The sequence below is a fragment of the Xanthobacter sp. genome, from assembly GCF_041911315.1.
GTDB classification, from domain to species: domain Bacteria; phylum Pseudomonadota; class Alphaproteobacteria; order Rhizobiales; family Xanthobacteraceae; genus Xanthobacter; species Xanthobacter aminoxidans.
The window spans coordinates 51,226-72,807 of record NZ_JAYRPE010000093.1 but is presented as its reverse complement, the minus strand read 5'-3'; the positions used below and the strand labels follow the sequence as shown (position 1 = coordinate 72,807).

21 protein-coding genes are annotated in these 21,582 nt (G+C 70.2%); 15 read left to right on the top strand and 6 right to left on the bottom strand.

The window, feature by feature from the left end; genetic code table 11:
* Nucleotides 1–118 precede the first annotated feature (118 nt).
* The gene (chrA, locus tag ACE3QW_RS25455) at nucleotides 119–1,378 is read left to right on the top strand and encodes a chromate efflux transporter (protein WP_374254896.1); all 1,260 of its coding nucleotides are present in this window, start codon (nucleotides 119–121) and stop codon (nucleotides 1,376–1,378) included.
* 143 nt (nucleotides 1,379–1,521) lie between these two features.
* A complete protein-coding gene (locus tag ACE3QW_RS25450; RefSeq protein WP_374254894.1) occupies nucleotides 1,522–2,793 on the top strand; it encodes a methyl-accepting chemotaxis protein in 1,272 nt (423 codons plus the stop codon).
* 24 nt (nucleotides 2,794–2,817) lie between these two features.
* Here the strand turns inward: ACE3QW_RS25450 and ACE3QW_RS25445 are convergent, their stop codons facing one another.
* A complete protein-coding gene (locus ACE3QW_RS25445) occupies nucleotides 2,818–3,297 on the bottom strand; it encodes a Crp/Fnr family transcriptional regulator (RefSeq protein WP_051678906.1) in 480 nt (159 codons plus the stop codon).
* A gap of 47 nt (nucleotides 3,298–3,344) precedes the next feature.
* Nucleotides 3,345–4,031, bottom strand: a complete 687-nt coding sequence (locus ACE3QW_RS25440) for a response regulator transcription factor (RefSeq protein ID WP_024281375.1) — start codon at nucleotides 4,029–4,031, stop codon at nucleotides 3,345–3,347.
* A 110-nt stretch (nucleotides 4,032–4,141) separates the two neighbouring features.
* Between ACE3QW_RS25440 and ACE3QW_RS25435 the strand changes: the two genes are divergently transcribed.
* The 4 genes from ACE3QW_RS25435 to ACE3QW_RS25420 all read left to right on the top strand — a co-directional run bounded on the left by ACE3QW_RS25435 (nucleotide 4,142) and on the right by ACE3QW_RS25420 (nucleotide 7,761).
* Nucleotides 4,142–4,693, top strand: coding sequence for a L,D-transpeptidase (locus tag ACE3QW_RS25435; RefSeq protein ID WP_374254892.1), 552 nt, complete (start codon nucleotides 4,142–4,144; stop codon nucleotides 4,691–4,693).
* A gap of 133 nt (nucleotides 4,694–4,826) precedes the next feature.
* Nucleotides 4,827–5,627 carry a (Fe-S)-binding protein gene (locus tag ACE3QW_RS25430; protein WP_374254890.1) on the top strand — a complete coding sequence of 267 codons (801 nt, stop codon included), beginning with the start codon at nucleotides 4,827–4,829 and terminating at the stop codon, nucleotides 5,625–5,627.
* Nucleotides 5,624–7,078, top strand: coding sequence for a lactate utilization protein B (locus ACE3QW_RS25425; RefSeq protein WP_374254888.1), 1,455 nt, complete (start codon nucleotides 5,624–5,626; stop codon nucleotides 7,076–7,078). Before ACE3QW_RS25430 ends, ACE3QW_RS25425 begins: the two co-directional genes overlap by 4 nt.
* Nucleotides 7,078–7,761, top strand: coding sequence for a lactate utilization protein C (locus ACE3QW_RS25420; protein ID WP_374254886.1), 684 nt, complete (start codon nucleotides 7,078–7,080; stop codon nucleotides 7,759–7,761). Before ACE3QW_RS25425 ends, ACE3QW_RS25420 begins: the two co-directional genes overlap by 1 nt.
* A gap of 48 nt (nucleotides 7,762–7,809) precedes the next feature.
* Here the strand turns inward: ACE3QW_RS25420 and ACE3QW_RS25415 are convergent, their stop codons facing one another.
* A complete protein-coding gene (locus ACE3QW_RS25415) occupies nucleotides 7,810–7,947 on the bottom strand; it encodes a hypothetical protein (RefSeq protein WP_156026274.1) in 138 nt (45 codons plus the stop codon).
* Between the two features lie 423 nt (nucleotides 7,948–8,370).
* On the opposite strand from ACE3QW_RS25415, the gene ACE3QW_RS25410 reads away from it, so the two are divergent.
* Nucleotides 8,371–9,048 carry a thioesterase domain-containing protein gene (locus tag ACE3QW_RS25410; RefSeq protein WP_374254884.1) on the top strand — a complete coding sequence of 226 codons (678 nt, stop codon included), beginning with the start codon at nucleotides 8,371–8,373 and terminating at the stop codon, nucleotides 9,046–9,048.
* Between the two features lie 240 nt (nucleotides 9,049–9,288).
* On the opposite strand, the gene ACE3QW_RS25405 is transcribed toward ACE3QW_RS25410, so the two are convergent.
* The 3 genes from ACE3QW_RS25405 to ACE3QW_RS25395 form a co-directional block, all read right to left on the bottom strand.
* Entirely contained in the window at nucleotides 9,289–9,606 is a 318-nt protein-coding gene (locus tag ACE3QW_RS25405; RefSeq protein ID WP_374254882.1) for an AzlD family protein, read from the bottom strand.
* Nucleotides 9,596–10,306, bottom strand: coding sequence for an AzlC family ABC transporter permease (locus tag ACE3QW_RS25400; protein ID WP_029556369.1), 711 nt, complete (start codon nucleotides 10,304–10,306; stop codon nucleotides 9,596–9,598). Before ACE3QW_RS25400 ends, ACE3QW_RS25405 begins: the two co-directional genes overlap by 11 nt.
* Nucleotides 10,307–10,628: 322 nt before the next feature.
* Nucleotides 10,629–11,576, bottom strand: a complete 948-nt coding sequence (locus ACE3QW_RS25395; RefSeq protein WP_029556368.1) for a LysR family transcriptional regulator — start codon at nucleotides 11,574–11,576, stop codon at nucleotides 10,629–10,631.
* 154 nt (nucleotides 11,577–11,730) lie between these two features.
* Here ACE3QW_RS25395 and ACE3QW_RS25390 point away from each other — a divergent pair, with 154 nt between their 5' ends.
* From ACE3QW_RS25390 to ACE3QW_RS25355, 8 genes are all read left to right on the top strand, one after another.
* The gene (locus ACE3QW_RS25390; protein ID WP_250165526.1) at nucleotides 11,731–13,239 is read left to right on the top strand and encodes an FAD-linked oxidase C-terminal domain-containing protein; all 1,509 of its coding nucleotides are present in this window, start codon (nucleotides 11,731–11,733) and stop codon (nucleotides 13,237–13,239) included.
* 33 nt (nucleotides 13,240–13,272) lie between these two features.
* Entirely contained in the window at nucleotides 13,273–14,484 is a 1,212-nt protein-coding gene (gene glcE, locus ACE3QW_RS25385; protein ID WP_374254880.1) for a glycolate oxidase subunit GlcE, read from the top strand.
* A gap of 49 nt (nucleotides 14,485–14,533) precedes the next feature.
* Nucleotides 14,534–15,853 (top strand): glycolate oxidase subunit GlcF, encoded by a 1,320-nt coding sequence (gene glcF, locus ACE3QW_RS25380; RefSeq protein WP_374254879.1) that lies wholly within the window; start codon nucleotides 14,534–14,536, stop codon nucleotides 15,851–15,853.
* 147 nt (nucleotides 15,854–16,000) lie between these two features.
* On the top strand, nucleotides 16,001–16,636 hold the full coding sequence (gene thiE / locus ACE3QW_RS25375; protein ID WP_374254877.1) for a thiamine phosphate synthase: 636 nt from the start codon (nucleotides 16,001–16,003) through the stop codon (nucleotides 16,634–16,636).
* A gap of 98 nt (nucleotides 16,637–16,734) precedes the next feature.
* Nucleotides 16,735–18,345 (top strand): malate synthase A, encoded by a 1,611-nt coding sequence (gene aceB, locus ACE3QW_RS25370; RefSeq protein ID WP_374254875.1) that lies wholly within the window; start codon nucleotides 16,735–16,737, stop codon nucleotides 18,343–18,345.
* 338 nt (nucleotides 18,346–18,683) lie between these two features.
* Complete coding sequence (locus ACE3QW_RS25365) at nucleotides 18,684–19,586, top strand: NAD(P)-dependent methylenetetrahydromethanopterin dehydrogenase (RefSeq protein ID WP_250165521.1); 903 nt, start codon at nucleotides 18,684–18,686, stop codon at nucleotides 19,584–19,586.
* 91 nt (nucleotides 19,587–19,677) lie between these two features.
* Nucleotides 19,678–20,670 carry a methenyltetrahydromethanopterin cyclohydrolase gene (gene mch / locus ACE3QW_RS25360; protein ID WP_374254873.1) on the top strand — a complete coding sequence of 331 codons (993 nt, stop codon included), beginning with the start codon at nucleotides 19,678–19,680 and terminating at the stop codon, nucleotides 20,668–20,670.
* A gap of 1 nt (nucleotide 20,671) precedes the next feature.
* A complete protein-coding gene (locus tag ACE3QW_RS25355) occupies nucleotides 20,672–21,568 on the top strand; it encodes a RimK family alpha-L-glutamate ligase (protein ID WP_374254871.1) in 897 nt (298 codons plus the stop codon).
* Nucleotides 21,569–21,582 lie beyond the last annotated feature (14 nt).

Here is a 21,582-nt window from a genome sequence, read left to right as displayed (position 1 = left end):
CGACACCGGTCCTCCCCAGCTGCCCGCCTCTCCGGAGGCGGGCTTTTTTGTTTGCCGCGCCGCGCTTGACCGGCCGGGACGGCGATGACATCCAGACCCTGAGGATCAGGAGCTGACCATGGCGGATGAAGCGGTCGAAACGCCGGAAGAGAAGTCGGCGGGCTCTGTCGGCGAGGTGTTCCGCGCCTTCCTGAAGCTGGGGCTCATGTCCTTCGGCGGCCCCATCGCCCATCTCGGCTATTTCCGCGCCGAGCTGGTGGAACGCCGCCGCTGGATCGACGACGCCGGCTATGCGGACCTCGTGGCGCTCTGCCAGTTCCTGCCCGGCCCGGCCTCCAGCCAGCTCGGCTTCGCCCTCGGGATCATCCGGGGCGGCGGCTTCCTCGGCGGGCTCGCGGCCTGGGCCGGCTTCACCCTGCCCTCGGCCATCCTGCTCGCCGCCCTCGGCCTGCTCTCCTCCTATGTGGGCACCGCCGCCCTTTATGGCGGCGTCATCGGCGGCATCCTCCACGGGCTGAAGCTCGTCGCCGTCGCCGTGGTGGCGCAGGCGGTGTGGGGCATGGCGCGGACGCTGACCCCCGACCAGCCGCGCGCCGGCATCGCGCTGAGCGCCATCGTCATGGTCACGCTGGCGGCCGGCAGCTTCGGTCAGGTGGCGGCCATCGCCATGGGCGCGATCGCCGGGCTGTTCCTGTGTCAGGACGAGAACCCGCCGGCCGGGAGTGCAACTGCGACGCCCGCCGTCAGCCATCTGCCGGTGCCCCTCAAGCGGCGGACGGGGGCCATCCTGCTCGTGGTCTTCGCCTTGCTGCTGGTGCTGCCGCCGGTCTTCAAGGCGGCATCGCCCTATATCGGCGTGTTCGAGTCCTTCTATCGCTCCGGCGCCCTCGTGTTCGGCGGCGGCCATGTGGTGCTGCCGCTGCTGCAGGCGGAAGTGGTGACCACCGGCTGGGTGTTGCCCGGCCAGTTCCTCGCCGGCTACGGCCTCGCCCAGGCGGTGCCCGGCCCGCTCTTCACCTTCGCCGCCTGGCTCGGCGCGGTGATGGCCCCGCCGGCCGGCGGGGTGACGGGCGCGGTGGTGGCGCTGGTGGCGGTGTTCCTGCCCGGCCTGCTGCTGGTGACGGGCATGCTGCCCTTCTGGAGCACGCTGCGCGGGCTGCCGCTGGCGCAGGCCGCCATGCGCGGGGCCAATGCGGCGGTGGTGGGCATCCTCGGCGCGGCGCTCTACACCCCGGTCTTCACCGGCGCGGTGCAGCGGCCGATGGACTTCGCCGCCGCCATCACCGGCTTCCTGCTGCTGACGGTGTGGAAGGTGCCGCCGCTGGCGGTGGTGGTGGTGCTGGCCGTGCTCGGGCCGTTCCTGACCGGGCTCTATTAGGGCCTTCGCGCATCGGCACGCGCGCCGACCTCAGGCTCGCGCAAGCCTCGCCCGGCATGCTGCGGCGACGTCCCCGATCCGCGTACAAGACGGAGCGCCATGCGCATCCGCGGCAGGGGACGCCCGGAGGAAGCAAGGCACCCATGGCGACATCCAGCACGGCACCGACGTCCTCCGTCGCGGGGCCGCCCGCATCCGTCAGCGGCCTGCGCGATATGGAAGCGCTCGGGCCGGCCGTGGACATCTCGGCCAACCTCAACGAAATCCTGTGCCTGATGGCCTGGTCGAACGGCAATGCGCGCAAGCTCGCCGGCGAGACCACCTCGGCCTCCTCCGCCGTGGCGCAGATCGCCGCCACCATCGAGACCATCGCCCAGCTCGGTGCCGATGCGGGGAGGGAGACGGGGGACGCCCTGCGGCTCGTCACCTCCGGCGCGGCCAAGACGCGCACCGCCGGGCAGGCCATGAGCGGCATTGCCGAAGCGTTCGGCGAGCTGGAGGCGCGGCTCGCCCACCTGAATTCCGCCACCCAGTCCATCGGCGGCTTCGCCACCTCCATCGGCTCCATCTCGCGGCAGACCAAGCTGCTCGCGCTGAACGCCACCATCGAGGCGGCACGGGCCGGCGAGGCGGGACGGGGGTTCGCGGTGGTCGCGGCCGAGGTCAAGGCCCTGTCCGAGGAGGCCTCGCGCACCACCGACCTCATCCGCGACCAGCTCCAGGCCTTGTCCGTGGTGGTGAAGGACATGCTGGACGCCATGGGCGCCGGCGCCACCCGGGTCGAGGAGGGGCGCGCCATCGTCGAATCGGTGATGACCGACATGGACGGCATCGAGACCCGCGTCAGCGCCTCCACCGACGGGGTGGGACGCATCGCCCTGATGCTGGGCGAGCGGCGCGCGGCCTTGCGCGACCTTTCCGACCGGCTCGGCGAGATCGCCCGGCTCGCCAACCAGAACGAGACCGATTCCGCCACCGCCGCCGGCCTGCTCGGCCGCGCCGATGCCATCGCCGGCGACCTCATCTCCCGCGCCTCGGCCGGGGCCGGCGCCGCCGCGGCGGTCCGCCGCCTCAAGTCCGATCACATGGCGTGGAAGCGGAGCCTCGCTGAATGCCTCGCCGGCGTGACCGCCGCCGATGTCCGCGGATTTCAGGCGCGCAACGCCCCGCTCGGGGCCGGCTTTGCCGGGATTGACGGGGCGGCGGTCGAAGATCCGGCCATACTGTCCCAGCTGGCGGCGCTCGGCCGGCAGCTCGCGGCCTGCGGCGAGCGGATCGTCGCGGGCACGGCAAGCGGCGACATGGGCGCGGCCATCGACGCCTATATGACCATGGATGCCCTCTCGGCCGACGCGCTGACGCAGATGGCGCGCTTTACGCCCCGCCGATCGAAGGGCGTATCCGCCGCGGCCTGAAGCGGCGGCCTCGGGCCGGACCCGTCAGCGCCGGCGGCGCTGGCGGTGCTCTTCCAGCTTCACCCGCACCCCGTCGAGGGCGCGAAGCGTGCCTTCCAGCCGGCGGGCGATGGCGCGGCGGAACTTGGCGGTGACCTCGGGGTAACGCTCCAGCACCCGCGTGAACACTTCGCGCGGCAGGCGAATCACCACCGTCTCCTCCCCCGCCACGGCCGTCGCGGGCCGCGGGGTGGCGATGATGAGCGCGGTCTCGCCGACGAGGGCGCCGGTGGTGACGTCCTTCAGCAGGCGCGGGGCGCCGGGCAGCCGTTCGTCCATCATCTTCAGCCGGCCCGACACCACCACGAAGGCGCCGTCGGATGTCTCGTTCATCCGGAACAGCACGTCACCCTCGGCGAGCCGCATTTCCTCGGCGCCCTGCGCGAGCAGGCGCACGGCGCCGTCGCTGAGCAGATCGAAGGTGGCGATCCCCCGGAGCAGCGCGATGTCCCTGTCGATGCTCACGGAAGGAGGTTCCTCAACTGGCTGTGCATGATGGTCCGGCCCGGCCGTCAGGGCACGAGCTTGTAGCCCCCGGCCTGGGTCGCAAGAAGGGTGGGATTGGAGGGATCTGGCTCGATCTTCTGGCGCAGGCGGTAGATGTGGGTTTCCAGAGTATGCGTGGTGACGCCGGAATTATAGCCCCACACTTCCTGCAGCAGCGTTTCCCGCGGCACCGGATTTTTCCCGGCCCGGTAGAGATAGCGCAGGATGGCCGTCTCCTTCTCGGTGAGGCGGATCTTGGAGCCGCGCTCGGTGAGGAGGAGCTTGGCCCCCGGCCGGAAGGAATAGGGACCGATGGCGAACACCGCGTCCTCGCTCGCCTCGTGCGAGCGCATCTGGGCGCGCAGCCGCGCCAGCAGCACCGCGAAGCGGAACGGCTTCACGATATAGTCGTTGGCTCCGGCCTCCAGCCCCATGATGGTGTCGCTGTCGGTGTCGTGGCCGGTCAGCATCAGGATGGGTGCCTTGAAGCCGTTGCGGCGCATCTGGCGCACGGCGTCGCGCCCGTCCATGTCGGGCAGGCCCACGTCCATGATCACGAGGTCGATGGCCCCGTTCTTCGCCTGCTCGACGGCGCCGCCGGCGGTGTCCGCGCCCACGGGCTCGAATTCGTCCTGGAGCGCGAGCTGCTCGATCAGCGCATCGCGCAGCTCCGGGTCGTCCTCGACCACCAGGATTTTCCACGCATTGGGCATCAATTCCTCCTGCGCCCTTGCGGACGCGCGAATCGCGCAAGTAGAGCATGGACATGGCTCTGCGCAAATTTCCATCCGGGGACAGCTGTGGAGAGGTATCACACTAAGTCATGAGGCAGGCTAATCCTGTGGGCATCTCCCGCATCGCCGTCAGCCGCCGCCCCGGCAGCCGCTATCAGGGGATCTTGCGGGCGGGCGGACTGTCGATCCCGGTGGCGCTGGGGCGCTCGGGCATCGGCGCCGACAAGCGCGAGGGCGACGGGCGCACCCCGGCCGGCCGCTGGCGCATCCTCGCCCTTCTCTACCGGCCCGACCATGGTCCGCGCCCCGTCTCCCGCCTTCCCACCCGTCCCCTCCGCCCCGCCGACGGCTGGTGCGACGACCGGGCGGACCGGCGCTACAATTGCCCCGTCACGCTGCCGCTCGGCGGCGCGCGCAAGGTGTCGCACGAGAAGATGTGGCGCGACGATGCCCTGTACGACCTGGTGCTGGTGATCGATCACAACCAGCGCCCCCGCATCGCCGGGCGCGGCTCTGCCGTGTTCGTGCATCTCGCCCGGCCGGGGTTCAAGGCGACGGAGGGCTGCGTCGCGCTGCGCCGGGCGGACATGACGCGCCTGCTGGCGCGGCTGAAGCCGGGGGCGGTGATCGACATCGCGTGACGGGCGGAGTGCGAGGCGGATCGCGCACGGGCCTTTGCTCCAGGCCGTCATTTCACCGCCCCGGTCGCGGTGCTATAGAGCCGTTCCAATCAGCGGCGGGCGCTCCCGCGCCCGATCCAACGCACGGGGCATCATGACCGCGCACACTTCGCCCGATGGGGCGCGCCACCCGCGGGTGGGCCTATTCTGCACCTGCCTCGTGGACACCATCCGCCCCTCGGTGGGCTTTGCCGCCGCCAAGCTGCTGGAAGATGCCGGCTGCGAGGTGGCCGTGCCGCCGCAGACCTGCTGCGGCCAGCCCGCCTTCAATTCCGGCGACCGCGCCACCACCCGGGCGCTGGCGGAAGAGATGATCGCCGCGTTCGAGACCTTCGATTACGTGGTCGCCCCCTCCGGCTCCTGCGCCGGCATGATCAAGACCCACTATCCCGAGCTGTTCACCGGCGAGCCGGACTGGGCCGGGCGGGTGGAGCGCTTCTGCGCCAAGGTGTTCGAGCTGACGTCCTTCCTCGTGGACGTTCGCGGCGTCACCTCGGTGGAAGCCGCCTATGAGGGCACCGTCACCTATCACGACAGCTGCTCAGGCCTGCGCGAGCTGGGGGTGAAGGCGCAGCCGCGCCTCCTGCTCGAAACAGTGGAGGGGCTGGCGCTGGAGGAGATGAAGGATGCCGACACCTGCTGCGGCTTCGGCGGCACCTTCTGCGTGAAATATCCTGATGTCTCCAACGCCATCGTGGAGAAGAAGTCCGCCAACATCGCCACCACCGGCGCGGATACGCTGCTGGCCGGCGATCTCGGCTGCCTCATGAACATGGCCGGCAAGCTCCAGCGCGAGGGCCACGCAGTGCGCGCGCTCCACGTCGCCGAAGTACTCGCCGGCATGGGCAACGCGCCCGCCATCGGCGAGCCCGCCGCCCGGGAGGCGAAACGATGAGCGTCGAGATCACCACCCCCCGCTTCAAGGACAATGCGAAGAAGGCGCTGGCCGACCTGCCGCTGCAGGGGGCGCTCTCCAAGGTCGGCCCCGGCTTCATCGGCAAGCGCGCGGCGGCGGCCGGGAAGCTGCCGGAGTTCGACGCCCTGCGGGACTCGGCGCGCGACATCAAGAACCACACGCTGGCCCACCTCGACCTCTATCTCGAGCGCTTCGAGGCCAAGGCGAAGGAGGCCGGCGGCCACGTGCATTTCGCCGTGGATGCGGCGGATGCGCGGGCCATCGTCACGGACATCTGCAAGCGCCTCGGCGCGAAGACCGTGACCAAGGGCAAGAGCATGATCTCCGAGGAGATCGGCCTCAACGACCATCTCGCGGCGGCCGGCATCCAGCCGGTGGAGACGGATCTGGGCGAATATCTCATCCAGATCCGCGGCGAGGCGCCCTCCCACATCATCGCCCCCGCCATCCACCTCAACAAGGATCAGGTGGAAGCCGACTTCCGCCGCGTCCACGCCCATCTGCCCCCGGAGCGCGATCTCTCCGAGCCCACCTCGCTGCTCGCCGAGGCGCGGGGCGAATTGCGCCAGAAGTTCCTCGCCGCGGACGTGGGCATCACCGGCGCCAACTTCCTGGTGGCGGAGACGGGCACCTCCATCATCGTCACCAACGAGGGCAACGGCGACCTCACCCAGACCCTGCCGAAGGCGCACATCGTGCTCGCGTCGCTGGAAAAGCTGGTGCCGACGCTGGAGGACGTGAGCCAGATCCTGCGCGTGCTGGCCCGCTCGGCCACCGGGCAGGACATGAGCGTCTACACCACCTTCTCCACCGGCCCGCGCCGCCCCGGCGACCCGGACGGGCCGGGCGAATATCACGTGGTGATCCTCGACAACGGCCGCTCGTCCATGCTCGGCGGGCAGCTGCGCGAGGTGCTGCGCTGCATCCGCTGCGGCGCCTGCATGAACCATTGCCCGGTCTATCACGCGGTGGGCGGGCATGCGTACGGCTGGGTCTATCCCGGCCCCATCGGCTCGGTGCTCACCCCGGCGCTCATCGGCGTGGAGAAGGGGCGCAACCTGCCCAACGCCTCCACCTTCTGCGGCCGCTGCGAGGAGGTGTGCCCTATGCGCATCCCCCTGCCGAAGCTGATGCGGCACTGGCGGGAAAAGGAATTCGAGCGCCACCTGACCCCGGCGACCCAGCGCTTCGGCCTTGGCGTGTGGGGCTTCTTCGCCCGGCGCGGCTGGCTCTACCGGCCGGCGACGCGGCTCGCCATGGGCGCACTTTCGCTTCTGGGTCGGACCAAGGGGCGCTTCGCCGCCCTGCCGCTTGCCGGCGGGTGGACGCAGCATCGCGATTTCCCGGCGCCGCAGGGCGACACCTTCCAGGCCCAATGGCGCGCCCGGCAGGCGGAGCGTCGCGCGGCTTCAGGACAAGGGGTGCACTGATGAGTTCGCGCGACACCGTCTTCGCCTCCATCCGCGCTGCGCTGGGCGTGACCTCTCAGGAGGCACCGCGCCGGCAGGCGGTGGCGGACCGCATCGCCTCGCATCCGCGCGGCGTCATCCCGGCGCGCGGGCAGTTGCCGGAGGCCGAACGCCTCGCTCTGTTCCGCGACATGGTGATCGGCGCGGCGGCGACCATCGATCACCTAGCCTCCACGGCCGAGGTGCCGGAGGCGATCGCCGCCTATCTCAGGTCGCGCAACCTGCCCATGACCATCCTGCGCGGCGCGGACGACCGCCTCGCCGCTTTGCCGTGGGAGCGCGCCCCGGCCCTCGACGTGTGGATCGGCCCCTCGGACGGGCGCCAGCTCGCCGGCCTCTCCCACGCCTTCGCGGGCATCGCCGAATCAGGGACTGTGGTGATGCTCTCAGGCCCGGAGAACCCCTCCACCCTCAACCTGCTCCCCGACCACCACCTGGTGGTGGTGGACGCGGCCGACGTGGCGGGGGACTACGAGAGCGTGTGGGACTTGATCCGCGCCCGCTATGGCGAAAGCGTGCTGCCGCGCACGGTGAACTGGATCACCGGCCCGTCGCGGTCCGCCGACATCGAGCAGACCCTGCTGCTCGGCGCCCATGGTCCGCGCAGCCTGCATGTGCTGCTGGTGGGCGGACCGACGCGCTGAGGGGGTTGATGGAGCGGCAACCGCAAACGGGCTGCAGCGAGCGCCGGCTTATTGGGTCAGGCGCGACGCCCAGATGCCCAGCGCCACACCCAGCGGCACGGCGAGGAAGATCGCCAGCGCGACGGTGAGGAAGCCGCCGAACATGCAGCCCATGATGGCGCCGGAGATGGCTGAAAACACGGCCACCAACAGGATTCCCCCGGGTGGGCGCCCCGGCTGGACCTGAGGGTCTGACGGCAACGGCTGGACCGGTTCGCCCCTGCCCCGCCGCAAGCCATCCTGGCAGAAAATGGGCCATGACGGCGCCAGCGCGCTGATCTGCGCACCGCCAGCCGTTCCAATTGCGAGCACTCGCACGACTTCGTCCTCACCTGACTGAAGGGAAGTAATTCGAGGCTACCACAACTTCAACGGTACAGTACACTGAGTTCCTCGCAAAACGCGAATTTACCTCCGCGGCCGGCGTGATGCAGGCGCGACACGGGGCGGGAAAAAACGTCACCCCCGACCCCGCGCATGTGCCGGATAAGCAATCCGGTATTGCCCGTCCGTCATTTTGGCGGCAGTACTCGGTCACTTTTCAGCAATGGTGAGACAATGAAAGTTGGCTTGCGCTTCGTCCGGGCGCTGTTTGCAGCGGTCGTCGTCCTCTGCGTCGCCCAGCCGGCGCTGGCCCAGCAGAACCGCGGCCACGTCTACCTTTTGCGGGGGCTCGCCAACGTCTTCTCGCTGGGCATGGACGACCTTGCCAAGAAGCTGAACGCCCGCGGCATCCCCGCGACGGTGCACGAATACGGCCAGTGGGCGTCCCTCGCCGACGCCGCCGCCGCAGAGAGCCGGGCCACCGGCAATTCCCCCATCATCATCGTCGGCCATTCCCTCGGCGCCGATGCGGCGGTGGAGATGGCCGAGCGCCTGACCGCGCTGGGCACCCCGCCCAAGCTGGTGGTGACCTTCGATCCGGTGGGCGTGACCCAGGTGGGCGCCTCGGCGGGCTATTTCGTCAACTACTACCAGTCCAACAATGGCTACGGTAAGCGCCTGACGGCCGGCCCGGGTTTCCGTGGCAACATCGTCAACCGCAACCTGAACGCCATCGGCGGCATCGATCACTTCAACATCGAGAAGTCGCCGCGCCTCCATGATGAGGTGATCACCCAGGTGCGCTCCATCACCACGCCGCGGCCGAAGCCCAAGCCCAAGCCGGCGGACCCGTCCGTCGCCCCCGCCGCACCGGCCACCGCCCCCGGTACCCAGGCCGCGGCGAAGCCCGGCGCGCCGGGCTGAGGCAAAGGTCATAGGTCATCGGATGAGGAATCAGCGGCGGGCTTCGGCCCGCCGTTTTCGTTTGGGGCACCCCTCCCCTTCAGCGCCGTCATCGCCCGCCTCGTGCGGGCGATCCACGGATGGTCTGAACCGGTGCCTGACGTCTCAGATGGGACCGGCGGGACGGTGGATCCCCCGGATGAACCGGGGGGTGACGGCTCCAAGGGCCGGGGGGTGGACCAGATCGACCGCCGCCTGATCTTAGCCCCAGAACGCCCTGATCCCCGCGGCCACCGCCATGGCCACCACCACGGCGAGGAGGTCGCTGCGGGTGAGGCGGGTGACGACGAGGGCGGCGGCGAGGCCGCCCAGCATGCCCATGTCGCCCTTCACCGCGCCCTGCACGGCGCCGGGCACCAGCAGCGCCACCAGCACCGCGCCGGGCAGGCAGTCCAGCACCCGGCGCACGCGCGGCGTCACGGGCACGAGCCGCATCAGCCCGAAGCCGCCGGCGCGGTTGAAGGCGGTGGCGGCCGCCATCACGAGGATGGCGGTGAGGGTGCCGGCATCAACGGTCATCGTCGGTGAACCCGCCTGCGAGCGCGCCCGCCACGGCGCCGATCACGATGAACCACCAGCCCGGCAGCACGAACGACACGGCGGTTGAGACCGCCGCCGCCACGCCCCAGCCCACCGCCTCGCGCTTGCCCTTCCAGTTGGGGAGCAGCATGGCGATGAAGAAGGCGGGCACCACCAGGTCGATTCCCACCGCCTTCGGATCGGGAATGCCGCCGCCCACGAGGTGCCCCACCGCGGTGGCCAGCACCCACACCACCCAGGTGATGAGACCCGAGCCGACGAAGAAGCCGGCATCGCTGCCGCCCTCGGCGCGATAGCGCAGGGCCCCGGCCCAATTGTTGTCGGCCATCATCATCAGCGCCGGATAGGACTTCCACGCCGGCAGCGTGCCGAGCCAGGGCCGCAGCGATGCGCCCATCAGCACGTGGCGCATGTTCACGGTCATGGTGAGGAAGCCGAGCGCCAAAAGGGAGCCGGCGGTCCAATGCTGGGTCCAGCCTTCCAGCGCCACCATCTGGGCGAGGCCGGCGAACACCAGCGCCGAGGAGAGCGTCGCCTCCAGCAGGGTGAAGCTCTTCTGAATGGAGGCGGCGCCGAAGGCCATGCCGAAGGCGGCGATGCCGGGCATCAGCGGCAGCATGGCGCGGGCGCCTTCCGCCATGCCGGCGAGGGTGAGGGGAACAGGAGGGGGCTTGGTCATCTTGAGCGGGGCAATCAACAGTCACGTCGCGGCAATGCCGCCCTTATGAACGCGCCCACTGGAAAGGCCAACCCGATTTCCGCTTGTCGGAGGAGGGGGGAGTGGGGAGTGGGGAGTGGGGCTCCCGTGTCCCCGGGATGCGCGCGTGTCCCAACAACAACCGTCATGGCCGGGCTTGTCCTGGCCATCCACGTGGTGGGGCCGGGGTCAGGTCTTCATCCATCGCGCCATCGGCCCGACGTGGATGCCCGGCACAAGGCCGGGCATGACGGTGGTGACAATTCACTGGGCGCAACAACACCTTGGCAGCCCGTCCCGCGCCTCAGCCCTGCGGCTCCGGCTCGAACAGGCGCGAGAGGCCCTCGTCCCAGGGCGGGATGCCGCCGTGGCCCTGGCCGTAGAGGGCGGCGAGGTGGTCGATGAAGACGCGCACCTTCTGCGGCAGGAAGCGGCGGGAGGGATAGACCGCGAACAGGCCCACCCGGTGGGAGGCGCGCCAGCGCGGCAGCACCACCTTCAGCGCGCCCGAGCGCAGTTCCGGCCCCACATCCCAGGTGGAGCGCAGCGCGATGCCCACCGAGGCGAGCACCGCCTCGCGCACCACCTCGTTGGAATTGGTGCGCAACTGGGAATGCACGCGCAGCGTCACCGCCCCCTCCGGCCCCTCGAGCTTCCACGGGTCCTGCCCGTGGGTGGCGAGGAGAACGTGGGCGGAGAGTTCGGAGATCTGTTTCGGCTCGCCGGCGCGGGCGAGATAGTCCGGCGTCGCGCACAGCACCCGGTGGACCGGGGCGAGGCGGCGGGCGACGAGGCTGGAATCGTCGAGGTCGGCGATGCGCACCGCCACGTCGAAACCCTCGCCCACGATGTCCACAAAACTGTCCGACAGTTCGAGGTCGATGGTGAGATCGGGGTTCGCCTCCATGAGCGGCAGGAGGTTCGGCGCGATGTGCAGCCGGCCGAAGGAGGTGGGCGCCGACACGCGCAGCAGGCCCCGCGCCTCGGTGGACTTGCGGGCGAGCTGGCTTTCCGCCTCCTCGATGGAGGCGAGGATGGTGACGACCCGCTCGTAGAAGCCCTGCCCCGCCTCGGTGAGCGCCACCTTGCGCGTGGTGCGCTGGAACAGGCGGGCACCAAGCCGCTCCTCCAGCCGCTGCACGCGCTTCGACACCACCGGCGGGGAGAGCCCCATTTCCCGCCCGGCGGCGGAAAGGCTGCCGGCGGTGACGATGCGCGCGAAGATTTCAAGGTCACCCAGATTGCCGATCATCGATCGACGCTCCTCCTGGCCGGGGGTCATGCGCCGGCCGATTGTTTTGTCTTCGGGCCGCGACTTTATCCGTCAGGGAAAGAATGGGCGACGTTTTTTCCCGAATGAACCGATTATAGTTCCTCCAACAAGAACGGCTCAAAGGGACGCCGACATGACGGGAACCACTCCGGGCCTCAGGCTGCCGGAAGCGGATGCTCGGGTGCTCGCCCGACGGGAGGAGATCATCGCCGCGCTCCGGGCCATCGTGCCCGGCGAGGGCGTCATCGCCCACGAACGGGAGATGCGGCCTTACGAATCCGACGGCCTCACCGCCTATCGCCAATTGCCCCTCGTGGTGGTGCTCCCGAGCACCACCGAACAGGTGGCCGCCGTTCTCAAATACTGCCACGACAACGAGATCCGCGTGGTGCCGCGCGGCTCGGGCACCTCGCTCTCGGGCGGCTCTTTGCCGCTTCAGGATGCGGTGCTGCTGGGGCTCGGCAAGTTCAACCGCGTGCTCGACATCGACACCGCCAACCGCGCCTGCGTGGTGCAGCCGGGGGTGACGAACCTCGGCATCTCCAAGGCGGTGGACCATCTCGGCTTCTATTACGCGCCCGACCCCTCCTCGCAGATCGCCTGCTCCATCGGCGGCAATGTGGGGGAGAATTCCGGCGGCGTGCACTGCCTGAAATACGGCCTCACCACCAACAACGTGCTGGGCGTCGAGATGGTGCTCATCACCGGCGAGATCGTGCGCTTCGGCGGCAAGCATCTCGATGCCGGCGGGCTCGATCTCCTCTCCGTCATCATCGGGTCCGAGGGGCTGCTGGGGGTGGTGACGGAAGTCACCGTGCGCCTTCTCAAGAAGCCGGACACCGCCCGCGCGGTGCTGGTGGGCTTCCCCACCTCCGAGGATGCCGGCGAGTGCGTGGCGCGGATCATCGGCGGCGGCATCATCCCGGCCGCCATCGAGATGATGGACCGCGACGCCATCGCCGCCGCCGAGGCCTTCGTGAACGTGGGCTATCCGCTGGATGTGGAAGCCCTGCTCATCGTCGAGCTGGACGGCCCGGAGGCGGAATGCGCCCACCTTCTGGAGGAGGTGACGCGCATCGCCGAAGGCTGCAATTCGGTCACGCTGCGCGTCTCCACCAGCGAAGCGGAGCGGCTCGGCTTCTGGGCCGGGCGCAAGGCCGCCTTCCCGGCGGTGGGGCGCCTCTCGCCCGATTACCTCTGCATGGACGGCACCATCCCGCGCCGCCAGTTGCCCTATGTGCTCTCGCGCATGCGCGAACTCTCGGTGCAGTACGGCCTGCGCGTCGCCAACGTGTTCCACGCGGGTGACGGCAACCTGCACCCGCTCATCCTCTATGATGCGAACGCGCCGGGCGAGCTGGAGGCGGCGGAGAATTTCGGCGCCGACATCCTCAGGCTGTGCGTGGAGGTGGGCGGTGTGCTCACCGGCGAGCACGGCGTGGGCGTGGAGAAGCGCGACCTCATGCCCACCATGTTCAATGAGGTCGATCTCGCCCAGCAGCTGCGGCTGAAATGCGCCTTCGACGACAAGAGCCTGCTGAACCCCGGAAAGGTGTTCCCCACCCTGCACCGCTGCGCCGAAATGGGCCGCATGCACGTGTCGGGCGGCGCGCTGCCGTTCCCGGACCTGCCGCGCTTTTAGAGCGCGCGCCTTCACCTATCCAGGGCCCAGATCATGAGCGACATCATCGCAGCGCGCGACGAGCAGGAGGTCGCGGAGGCGGTCCGCACCGCCCTCGGCGCCGGCAAGACGCTGGAAGTGCGCGGCCACGGCTCCCAGCAGGCCCTCGGCCGGCCGAGCCAGACCGACCTCACCCTCGACCTCTCCGCCCTCTCGGGCGTCACCCTCTATGAGCCGGAAGAGCTGGTGCTCTCCGCCCGCGCCGGCACGCCCCGCGCCGACATCGAGGAGATGGTGGCGGCGCGCGGGCAGATGCTGGCCTTCGAGCCCATGGATACCGGGCCGCTGCTCGGCGGCACCGCCGGGCGGGGCACGATCGGCGGCATGTTCGCGGTGAACCTTGCCGGCCCCCGCCGCATCAGCCACGGCGCGGTGCGCGACCATGCCCTCGGCATCAAGGCGGTGTCCGGCCGCGGCGAGCCGTTCAAGTCCGGCGGGCGGGTGGTGAAGAACGTCACCGGCTATGATCTGCCCCGCCTGATGGCCGGGGCCTTCGGCACGCTGTGCATCGCCACCGAGATCACGCTCAAGGTGCTGCCGCGTCCGCCCATGGAGGAGACCGTCATCGCCCGTGTCGCCTCGCCGGCCGAGGCGGCGGCGGCGCTCTCCGCCGCCATGGGCTCGTCCTGCGAGGTGTCCGGCGCCGCCTTCCTGCCCGAAGGCGTGGCGGGACGCCTGCCCGGCCTGTCCGGCTCCCCGGCGCTGGTCGCCCTGCGCATGGAGGGCGTGCCGCCCTCCGTGTCGGCCCGGCGCGCCATGCTGCTCAAGGTGCTGGCCGGCATCGGCCGGGCCGAAGTGCTGGAGACCGAGACCTCCCGCCCCCTGTGGCAGGCGGTGCGCGACGTAATCCCCTTCGCCGGCTCGGGCGAACGGGCGGTCTGGCGCCTCTCCACCCAGCCCAAGGCGGGGCCGGAACTGGCGGCGAAGCTGGCCGCCGACCTCGGCGGCGAAGCCTATTGCGACTGGGCCGGCGGCCTGATCTGGCTCTGCCTGCCGGGCGAAGCCGCCCATGCGGACGACGTGCGCGCCGCCCTTGCCCCCTTCGGCGGCCACGCGACGCTCATTCGCGCCAGCGCGGCCGAGCGCGCCCGCACCGCCGTGTTCCAGCCCCTCGACGGGGCGCTGGCGGCGCTGACCAAGCGGGTGAAGGAGAGCTTCGATCCCGGCCTGGTGCTCAATCCCGGCCGCATGCATGCGGGGATGTGAGATGGCCCGCACCCCCGTCCCCTCGTTCCTCCGTCACGGCTGAGCGCCCATGCAGACCAACTTCACCCTCGCCCAGCTCGCCGATCCGCATGTGGAGGCGGCCAATTCCATCCTGCGCAAATGCGTGCATTGCGGCTTCTGCACCGCCACCTGCCCCACCTACGTGCTGCTCGGGGACGAGCTGGATAGCCCGCGCGGGCGCATCTATCTCATCAAGGACATGCTGGAGAACGACCGGCCGGCGACGCAGGAGGAGGTGAAGCACATCGACCGCTGCCTCTCCTGCCTCTCCTGCATGTCCACCTGCCCCTCGGGCGTGAACTACATGCACCTCGTGGACACCGCCCGTGTCCATATCGAGAAGACCTATTCGCGCCCCACCGCCGACCGGATGATCCGGGAAGTGCTGGCCAGGGTGCTGCCCTATCCCGACCGCTTCCGCCTCGCCCTCATGGGCGCGCTGGCCGGCAAGCCGTTCGCCGGCCTGTTCGCGAAAGTGCCGGCGCTGAAGCCGCTCGCCGCCATGCTACGCCTCGCCCCCGGCCTGCCCCATGGCCGCGCGGCGGACGACAAGGGCGGCGTCCATCCCGCCCACGGCACCCGCCGGGCGCGGGTGGCGCTGCTCAAGGGCTGCGCCCAGCCGGTGCTGAACCCCGGCATCGACGAGGCCGCCATCCGCCTCCTCACCCGGCAGGGGGTGGACGTGGTGCGGGTGAAGGGCGAGGGCTGCTGCGGCGCGCTGGTCCATCACATGGGCCGGGAGGAAGAGGCGCTCGCTTTCGCCCGCAACAATGTGGACGTGTGGATCAGGGAGATGGAGACCGAGGGGCTCGACGCCATCCTCGTCACCACCTCCGGCTGCGGCACGCCCATCAAGGACTATGGCTACATGCTGCGCCTCGACCCCGCCTATGCGGAGAAAGCGGCGCGGGTCTCGGCCATCACGCGGGACATCAGCGAGTTTCTGCCCACCCTCGACCTGCCGAAGGCCGAGACGCCGCGCGGGATGCGCGTCGCCTACCATTCCGCCTGCTCGCTCCAGCACGGGCAGAAGGTGAAGACGCCGCCGATGGACCTCCTGCGCCGCGTCGGCTTCGAGGTGGTGGAGCCGTTCGATCCGCATCTGTGCTGCGGCTCGGCCGGCACCTACAACATGCTCCAGAGCGAGATTGCCGGGCAGCTCAAGGCCCGCAAGGTGACGACGCTGGAGGCGCTGGCCCCCGACGTGATCGCCGCCGGCAACATCGGCTGCATGACGCAGATCGGCTCCGGCACCTCCATTCCCATCGTCCACACGGTGGAGCTGCTGGACTGGGCCACCGGCGGTCCCGCCCCCGCCGCTTTGGCCGGACGGGCGAAAGCAGCCTGAGGATTGTTGCCGATTGGGCAAAGACGCATGTGCGATGCGGTCAATAGACCTTCGTCGCATGCGACGTTTCGCACCGAAGCGCATTGAGATAAGGGAGCGGGGCGGCTTACGCTGCGCCGCAGCACGCCCGCACCCGTGAGCCAGACGATGCCCCGTCCCTTCGACCTGACCCTGTACCTCGTCACCGACCCGCGCCTCGTCGCGGCGCGGGGTCTGGTCGCGACCGTCGAAGCGGCAGTGAAGGGCGGCGCGACCATCGTGCAATTGCGCGATCCCGACGCCCATGGCCGCGCGCTGGTGGAGCAGGCCCGCGCGCTGAAGGCGCTGCTGGCTCCGCTCGCCATCCCGCTCATCATCAACGACCGGGTGGACGTGGCGGTGGCGGCGGACGCCGACGGCGTGCATCTCGGCCAGGACGACATGGCCCCCGCCGACGCCCGCGCCCTTCTGGGGCCGGAGCGCATCCTCGGCCTCTCCGTGGGCAATCCGGCGGAATTCGCCGCGTCCGACATCGGCGTCGTGGATTATCTCGGCGTCGGTCCGGTGAAGGCCACCGGCACCAAGAAGGATGCCGGCGCCGCCATCGGCGCGGCCGGCGTCACGGCGGTGCGCGCGCTCACCCGCCTGCCCATCGTCGGCATCGGCGGCATCGACGGCGCGCTTGCCGCCGAGGTCATCCGCGCCGGGGCGGACGGGGTGGCGGTGGTGTCCGCCATCTGCGCCGCCCCCGATCCCGAACACGCTGCGCGCGCGCTTCTTTCGGCCGTCACGGCCGCGCGCTGACGCATTCCATCCCGCCCCGGGGCTGCCACGGCCTCGGGACGGTTCCCGCCTGCGGCGACGCCACGCGCTTCAGGCTCCTCTCAAGGAGACCCGACATCATGTCGTCCCCTGCCCTGAAGACTGCCCCGGCCGCGGGCGTCGAGATCACCGGCGCGCTCGGCCCCCGCTTCGACGAGATCCTGACCCCCGAGGCGCTGGCCTTCGTCGCCGACCTGCACCGCACCTTCAACCCCACCCGCAAGGCCCTGCTGGCCCGCCGCGCCGAGCGGCAGGTGAAGTTCGACGCCGGCGAGCTGCCCGACTTCCTGCCCGAGACCAAGGCCGTCCGTGACGGCGACTGGACCATCGCGGACCTGCCCGCCGATTTGCTCGACCGCCGCGTCGAGATCACCGGGCCGGTGGACCGCAAGATGATCGTCAACGCGCTGAACTCCGGCGCCAAGGTATTCATGGCGGACTTCGAGGATGCCTCCTCCCCGGTGTGGGAGAACATGATCGAGGGCCAGATCAATCTGAAGGACCGCTGGGCCGGCGCCATCGACTTCGTCGACGCCAACAACGGCAAGTCCTACAAGCTCGGCGCCACCCCGGCCGTGCTCATCATCCGCCCGCGCGGCTGGCATCTGCCGGAAGCCCATGTGCTGGTGGACGGCGAGGAGATTTCCGGCGCGCTGTTCGACTTCGGCCTCTACGTCTTCCACAACGCCAAGGCCGCGCTGGCGCAGGGCTCCGGCCCCTATTTCTATCTGCCGAAGACCGAGAGCCATCTCGAGGCCCGGCTGTGGAACGAGGTGTTCGTCGCCGCCCAGAAGGCGCTCGGCCTGCCGGTCGGCACCATCAAGGCCACCGTCCTCATCGAGACGCTGCCCGCGGTGTTCGAGATGGACGAGATCCTGTTCGAGATGAAGGACCACATCGCCGGCCTCAACCTCGGCCGCTGGGACTACATCTTCTCCTTCATCAAGCGCCTCGGGAAGAACGACCGCTTCCTCACCCCGGACCGCAGCCGCATGGTGATGAGCGAGGCTTTCCTGAAGGCCTACGGCATCCTCCTCGTGCGCACCTGCCACCGCCGCAACGCCTTCGCCATGGGCGGCATGGCCGCGCAGATCCCGGTGAAGGGCGATGCGGAAGCCAACGCCGCCGCCTTCGCCAAGGTGAAGGCCGACAAGGAGCGCGAGGCCAATTCGGGCTGCGACGGCACCTGGGTGGCCCATCCGGACCTCGTGCCGGTGGCCATAGAGGTGTTCAACCGCCTGATGCCCGCCGCCAACCAGCGCGACGCCAAGCCGAGCGACGTGGCCGTCACCCGCGACGACCTGCTGGAGGTGCATCAGGGCACCCGCTCGGAAGCCGGCCTGCGCGAGAACATCCGCGTCGGCGTGCAGTACATCGAGGCGTGGCTGCGCGGTCGCGGCGCGGTGCCGCTCTACAATCTCATGGAGGATGCGGCCACCGCCGAGATCAGCCGTGCGCAGGTGTGGCAGTGGATCCACCTCGGCGCCACGCTGGACGACGGCCGGGCGGTGACGCCCGAGCTGTTCCGCGCTCTGCTGGACGACGAGATGGCGAACCTGCGCTCGGTGCTCGGCCCGGAGGTCTACGATTCCGGCCGCTTCCCCGAGGCCATCAAGCTGTTCTCCGACATGACGCTGGCCGACAGCTTCGAGGAATTCCTCACGCTGCCCGCCTACCGCCTGATCGCCTGAGGGCTTTCCCTTCCGGCACCCGCACCACCGTCATCGCCCGCCTCGTGCGGGCGATGACACTTGCGTGCCCCCCGTCCGCGTGTCCGTGTCGCAGGCCATCGCAGCGCAACGACGCGCAAGCCGCCGCACCGCGCCCTCCCGCGCAAAACCCGTTCCGCATTGCAGCAACGATTCCTGCTGCGCGGGAAACGGCAGGGCTTGCGCCGTCCCTCCACATGATTAAACAATCCCTCCATTGACTTGCGTGCGGGGAAACAACCGCGGCGTTCCCTGAGCTTCCTCTGAAGCTTAGGGGCGAAGCCACCCGCTTATGTTTCCCTTTGGCACGGAGCTGACCCATGGCGGATTCCGCCTCTATTCCCCCCATTCTCCACATCATCACGCCGCTCGCGCATGTGAGCCCGTTCGACGTGAACATGGCGGCCGACGCCGGCTATCTCACCATCGCGCAATACTCGCGGGTGAAGCCGGAGGAAGTCCGCGACCTGACGCAGGACATGATGTTCTCGCGCGCCCCGCAGGCGGCACCGCGCACCGGCCTGTTCATCGGCGGCAAGGATGCGGCGCTGGCCTTCGACATGGCCAATGAGGCGAAGGCCTCCATTTTCCCGCCCTTCGAGATTTCCATCTTCCCCGATCCGGCCGGCTCCTTCACCACCGCCGCCGCCATGATCGCCAAGGTGGAGCAGGCCCTGGTGAAGGTCCGCGCCGACGGCCTCAAGGGCGCGAAGGTGCAGATCTACGGCGCCACCGGCGTGGTGGGCTCGGTGGCCGCCGTGATCGCCGCCAGCGCGGGCGCGGACGTGACCCTCGTCAGCCATCGCGAGGTGGCCGCTGTGGAAGAGAAGGCGCGGGACATCAAGACCCGCTTCGGCCTCGACGTCTCCTGCACCGCCGCCGTGACGGATGCGGACAAGGCGGCGCTGGTGCCCTCCGCCGAAGTCATCCTCGCCACCGGCAAGGCGGGCGTGCAGATCCTCAACGCCGCGCACCTCGAAGCGGCGAAGAACCTCATCGTCGCGGCGGATGTGAACGCCGTGCCCCCCGCCGGCATCGCCGGCATCGGCGCCCACGATGCGGCGGCCCAGTTGCCCCACGGCATCGGCATCGGCGCGCTCGCCATCGGCAATCTCAAATACGCGGTCCAGCACACCCTGCTGAAGCGCATGTGCGAGACCACCACCCCGCTCTTCATCGACCTTCCGGTGGTGTTCGAGCTGGCGAGAACCCTGGACGCCTGAGCCCCATGCGCACGATCATCTCTTCTCCCCGCCGGCTCCGCGCCTGCTGCGCGGGGATCGCCGCCGTTTGCCCCGCGCGAGAGGTGCGGCCATGACAAAATCTCACGCCCTCGCCGCCGACATGCCCCTTCCCGGCGGCATCAGCCTCGCCCATCAGGTGGCGCCCCTCGTGGAGGCGCTGGTGGCCGACGCCACGCAGCTGCGGCTCGCTGTCTCCACCGGCCCGCTGGGCTGCCGCATCGTCGATGCCGGCATCGACGTGCCCGGCTCGCTGGAGGCCGGACGGCGCATCGCCGAAATCTGCCTCGGCGGCCTCGGCAAGGTGGCCCTCGTGCCCGGCGGGCGCTTCTCGCCCTTCGACACTTTGGTGAGCGTCACCACCACCGATCCTGTCACCGCGTGCCTCGCCAGCCAGTATGCCGGCTGGAGCCTCGCCCACGGCGACTTCTTCGCCCTCGGCTCCGGCCCCGGCCGGGCCATGGCGGCGGTGGAGCCGCTGTTCGCGGAACTCGGCTGCCGCGACCATGGCGATCATGTCGCTCTGGTGCTGGAGACCGGCGTCGCCCCGCCCGCCGAGGTGGTGCAGGAGGTGGCGAGCCGCTGCGGCGTGGCGCCCACGGCCGTCACCTTCATCCTCACCCCCACCTCGTCGCTGGCCGGCACGGTGCAGATCGTCGCCCGCGTGCTGGAAGTGGCGCTGCACAAGGCGCACGCGCTCCATTTCCCGCTGGAGCACATCGTGGACGGCATCGGCTCCGCCCCCGTGGCGCCGCCCTCGCCGGATTTTCTCACCGCCATGGGCCGCACCAACGATGCGGTGCTCTATGGCGGCGACGTGCAGCTCTTCGTGCGCGGCTCGTCCGAGGCCGCGCAGGATCTCGCCAAGCGCCTGCCCTCGCTCGCCTCGCGCGATTATGGCCGGCCGTTCGGCGAGATCTTCGCGGGCTATGACTGCGACTTCTACAAGGTGGACCCGCTGCTGTTCTCCCCCGCCCGCGTGACCGTGACGGCCATGGAGCAGGGCACGAGCTTCACCGCCGGCGGCTTCGACGCCAACCTCATCGCCCGCTCCTTCGGGGTGTGAGGTGGCCGGCTTCGTGATCTTTGCCGAGCGGGTGGACTGGCACACCCGCTCGCTGGTGGCTGCCCTGAAGGCGCGGGGCGTAAAGCCCCGCATCGTCTCGCTGCGCGCCTGCGGCTTCGCCGTGGGCGAGACGGCGCACGGCCTGCTGCTGCCCGGATTCGGCGACGATCTGCCGGAGGCCTGCTTCGTGCGCTCGGTGCCCGCCGGCACGCTGGAGCAGATTACCCACCGGCTCGGCGTGCTGCACGCGCTGGCCGCGCTGGGGGTGCGGGTCATGAACGATGCCCGCGCCATCGAGCGCTGCGTGGACAAGAGCGCCACCACCTTCCTGCTCGCCCATGCCGGCCTGCCCACCCCGCGCACCCTTGTGCTGGAAGAGGCCGCCACCGCGCGCATGCTGGTGGACTCGGCTCCGGGCGACAGCGTGCTGAAGCCCCTCTTCGGCGCGCAGGGTCGCGGGCTGGAGCGCATTCCCCCCAAGGGCGCGCTGCCGGAGCCCGAGGCGGTGGGCGGGGTCTATTACCTGCAGGATTTCGTGGCGGCGCCGGCCCAGGGCGGGCCGGATGCAATCCACGAGGATTTCCGCGTGTTCGTGGTGGGCAGCCGCGCCGAGGCGGCCATGGCCCGCCGGGCCAAGGGCTGGATCACCAACATCCACCAGGGCGCCACCGGCGCCGAGGTGGCGGCCGAGGGGCTTCTGGCGGATTATGCGGTGCGCGCGGCCGCGGCCGTGGGCGCCAGCTATGCCGGGGTCGACCTCATCCGAGACGCGGAGGGGCGGCTGAAGGTGCTGGAGGTGAATTCCATGCCGGCCTGGCACGGCCTGTTCGACGCCACCGGCCGCAACATGGCCGAGCCGCTGGCCGCCTGCCTCGTGGGCGAGACGGTGAGCGCCTGACCGGCGCCGGAGAC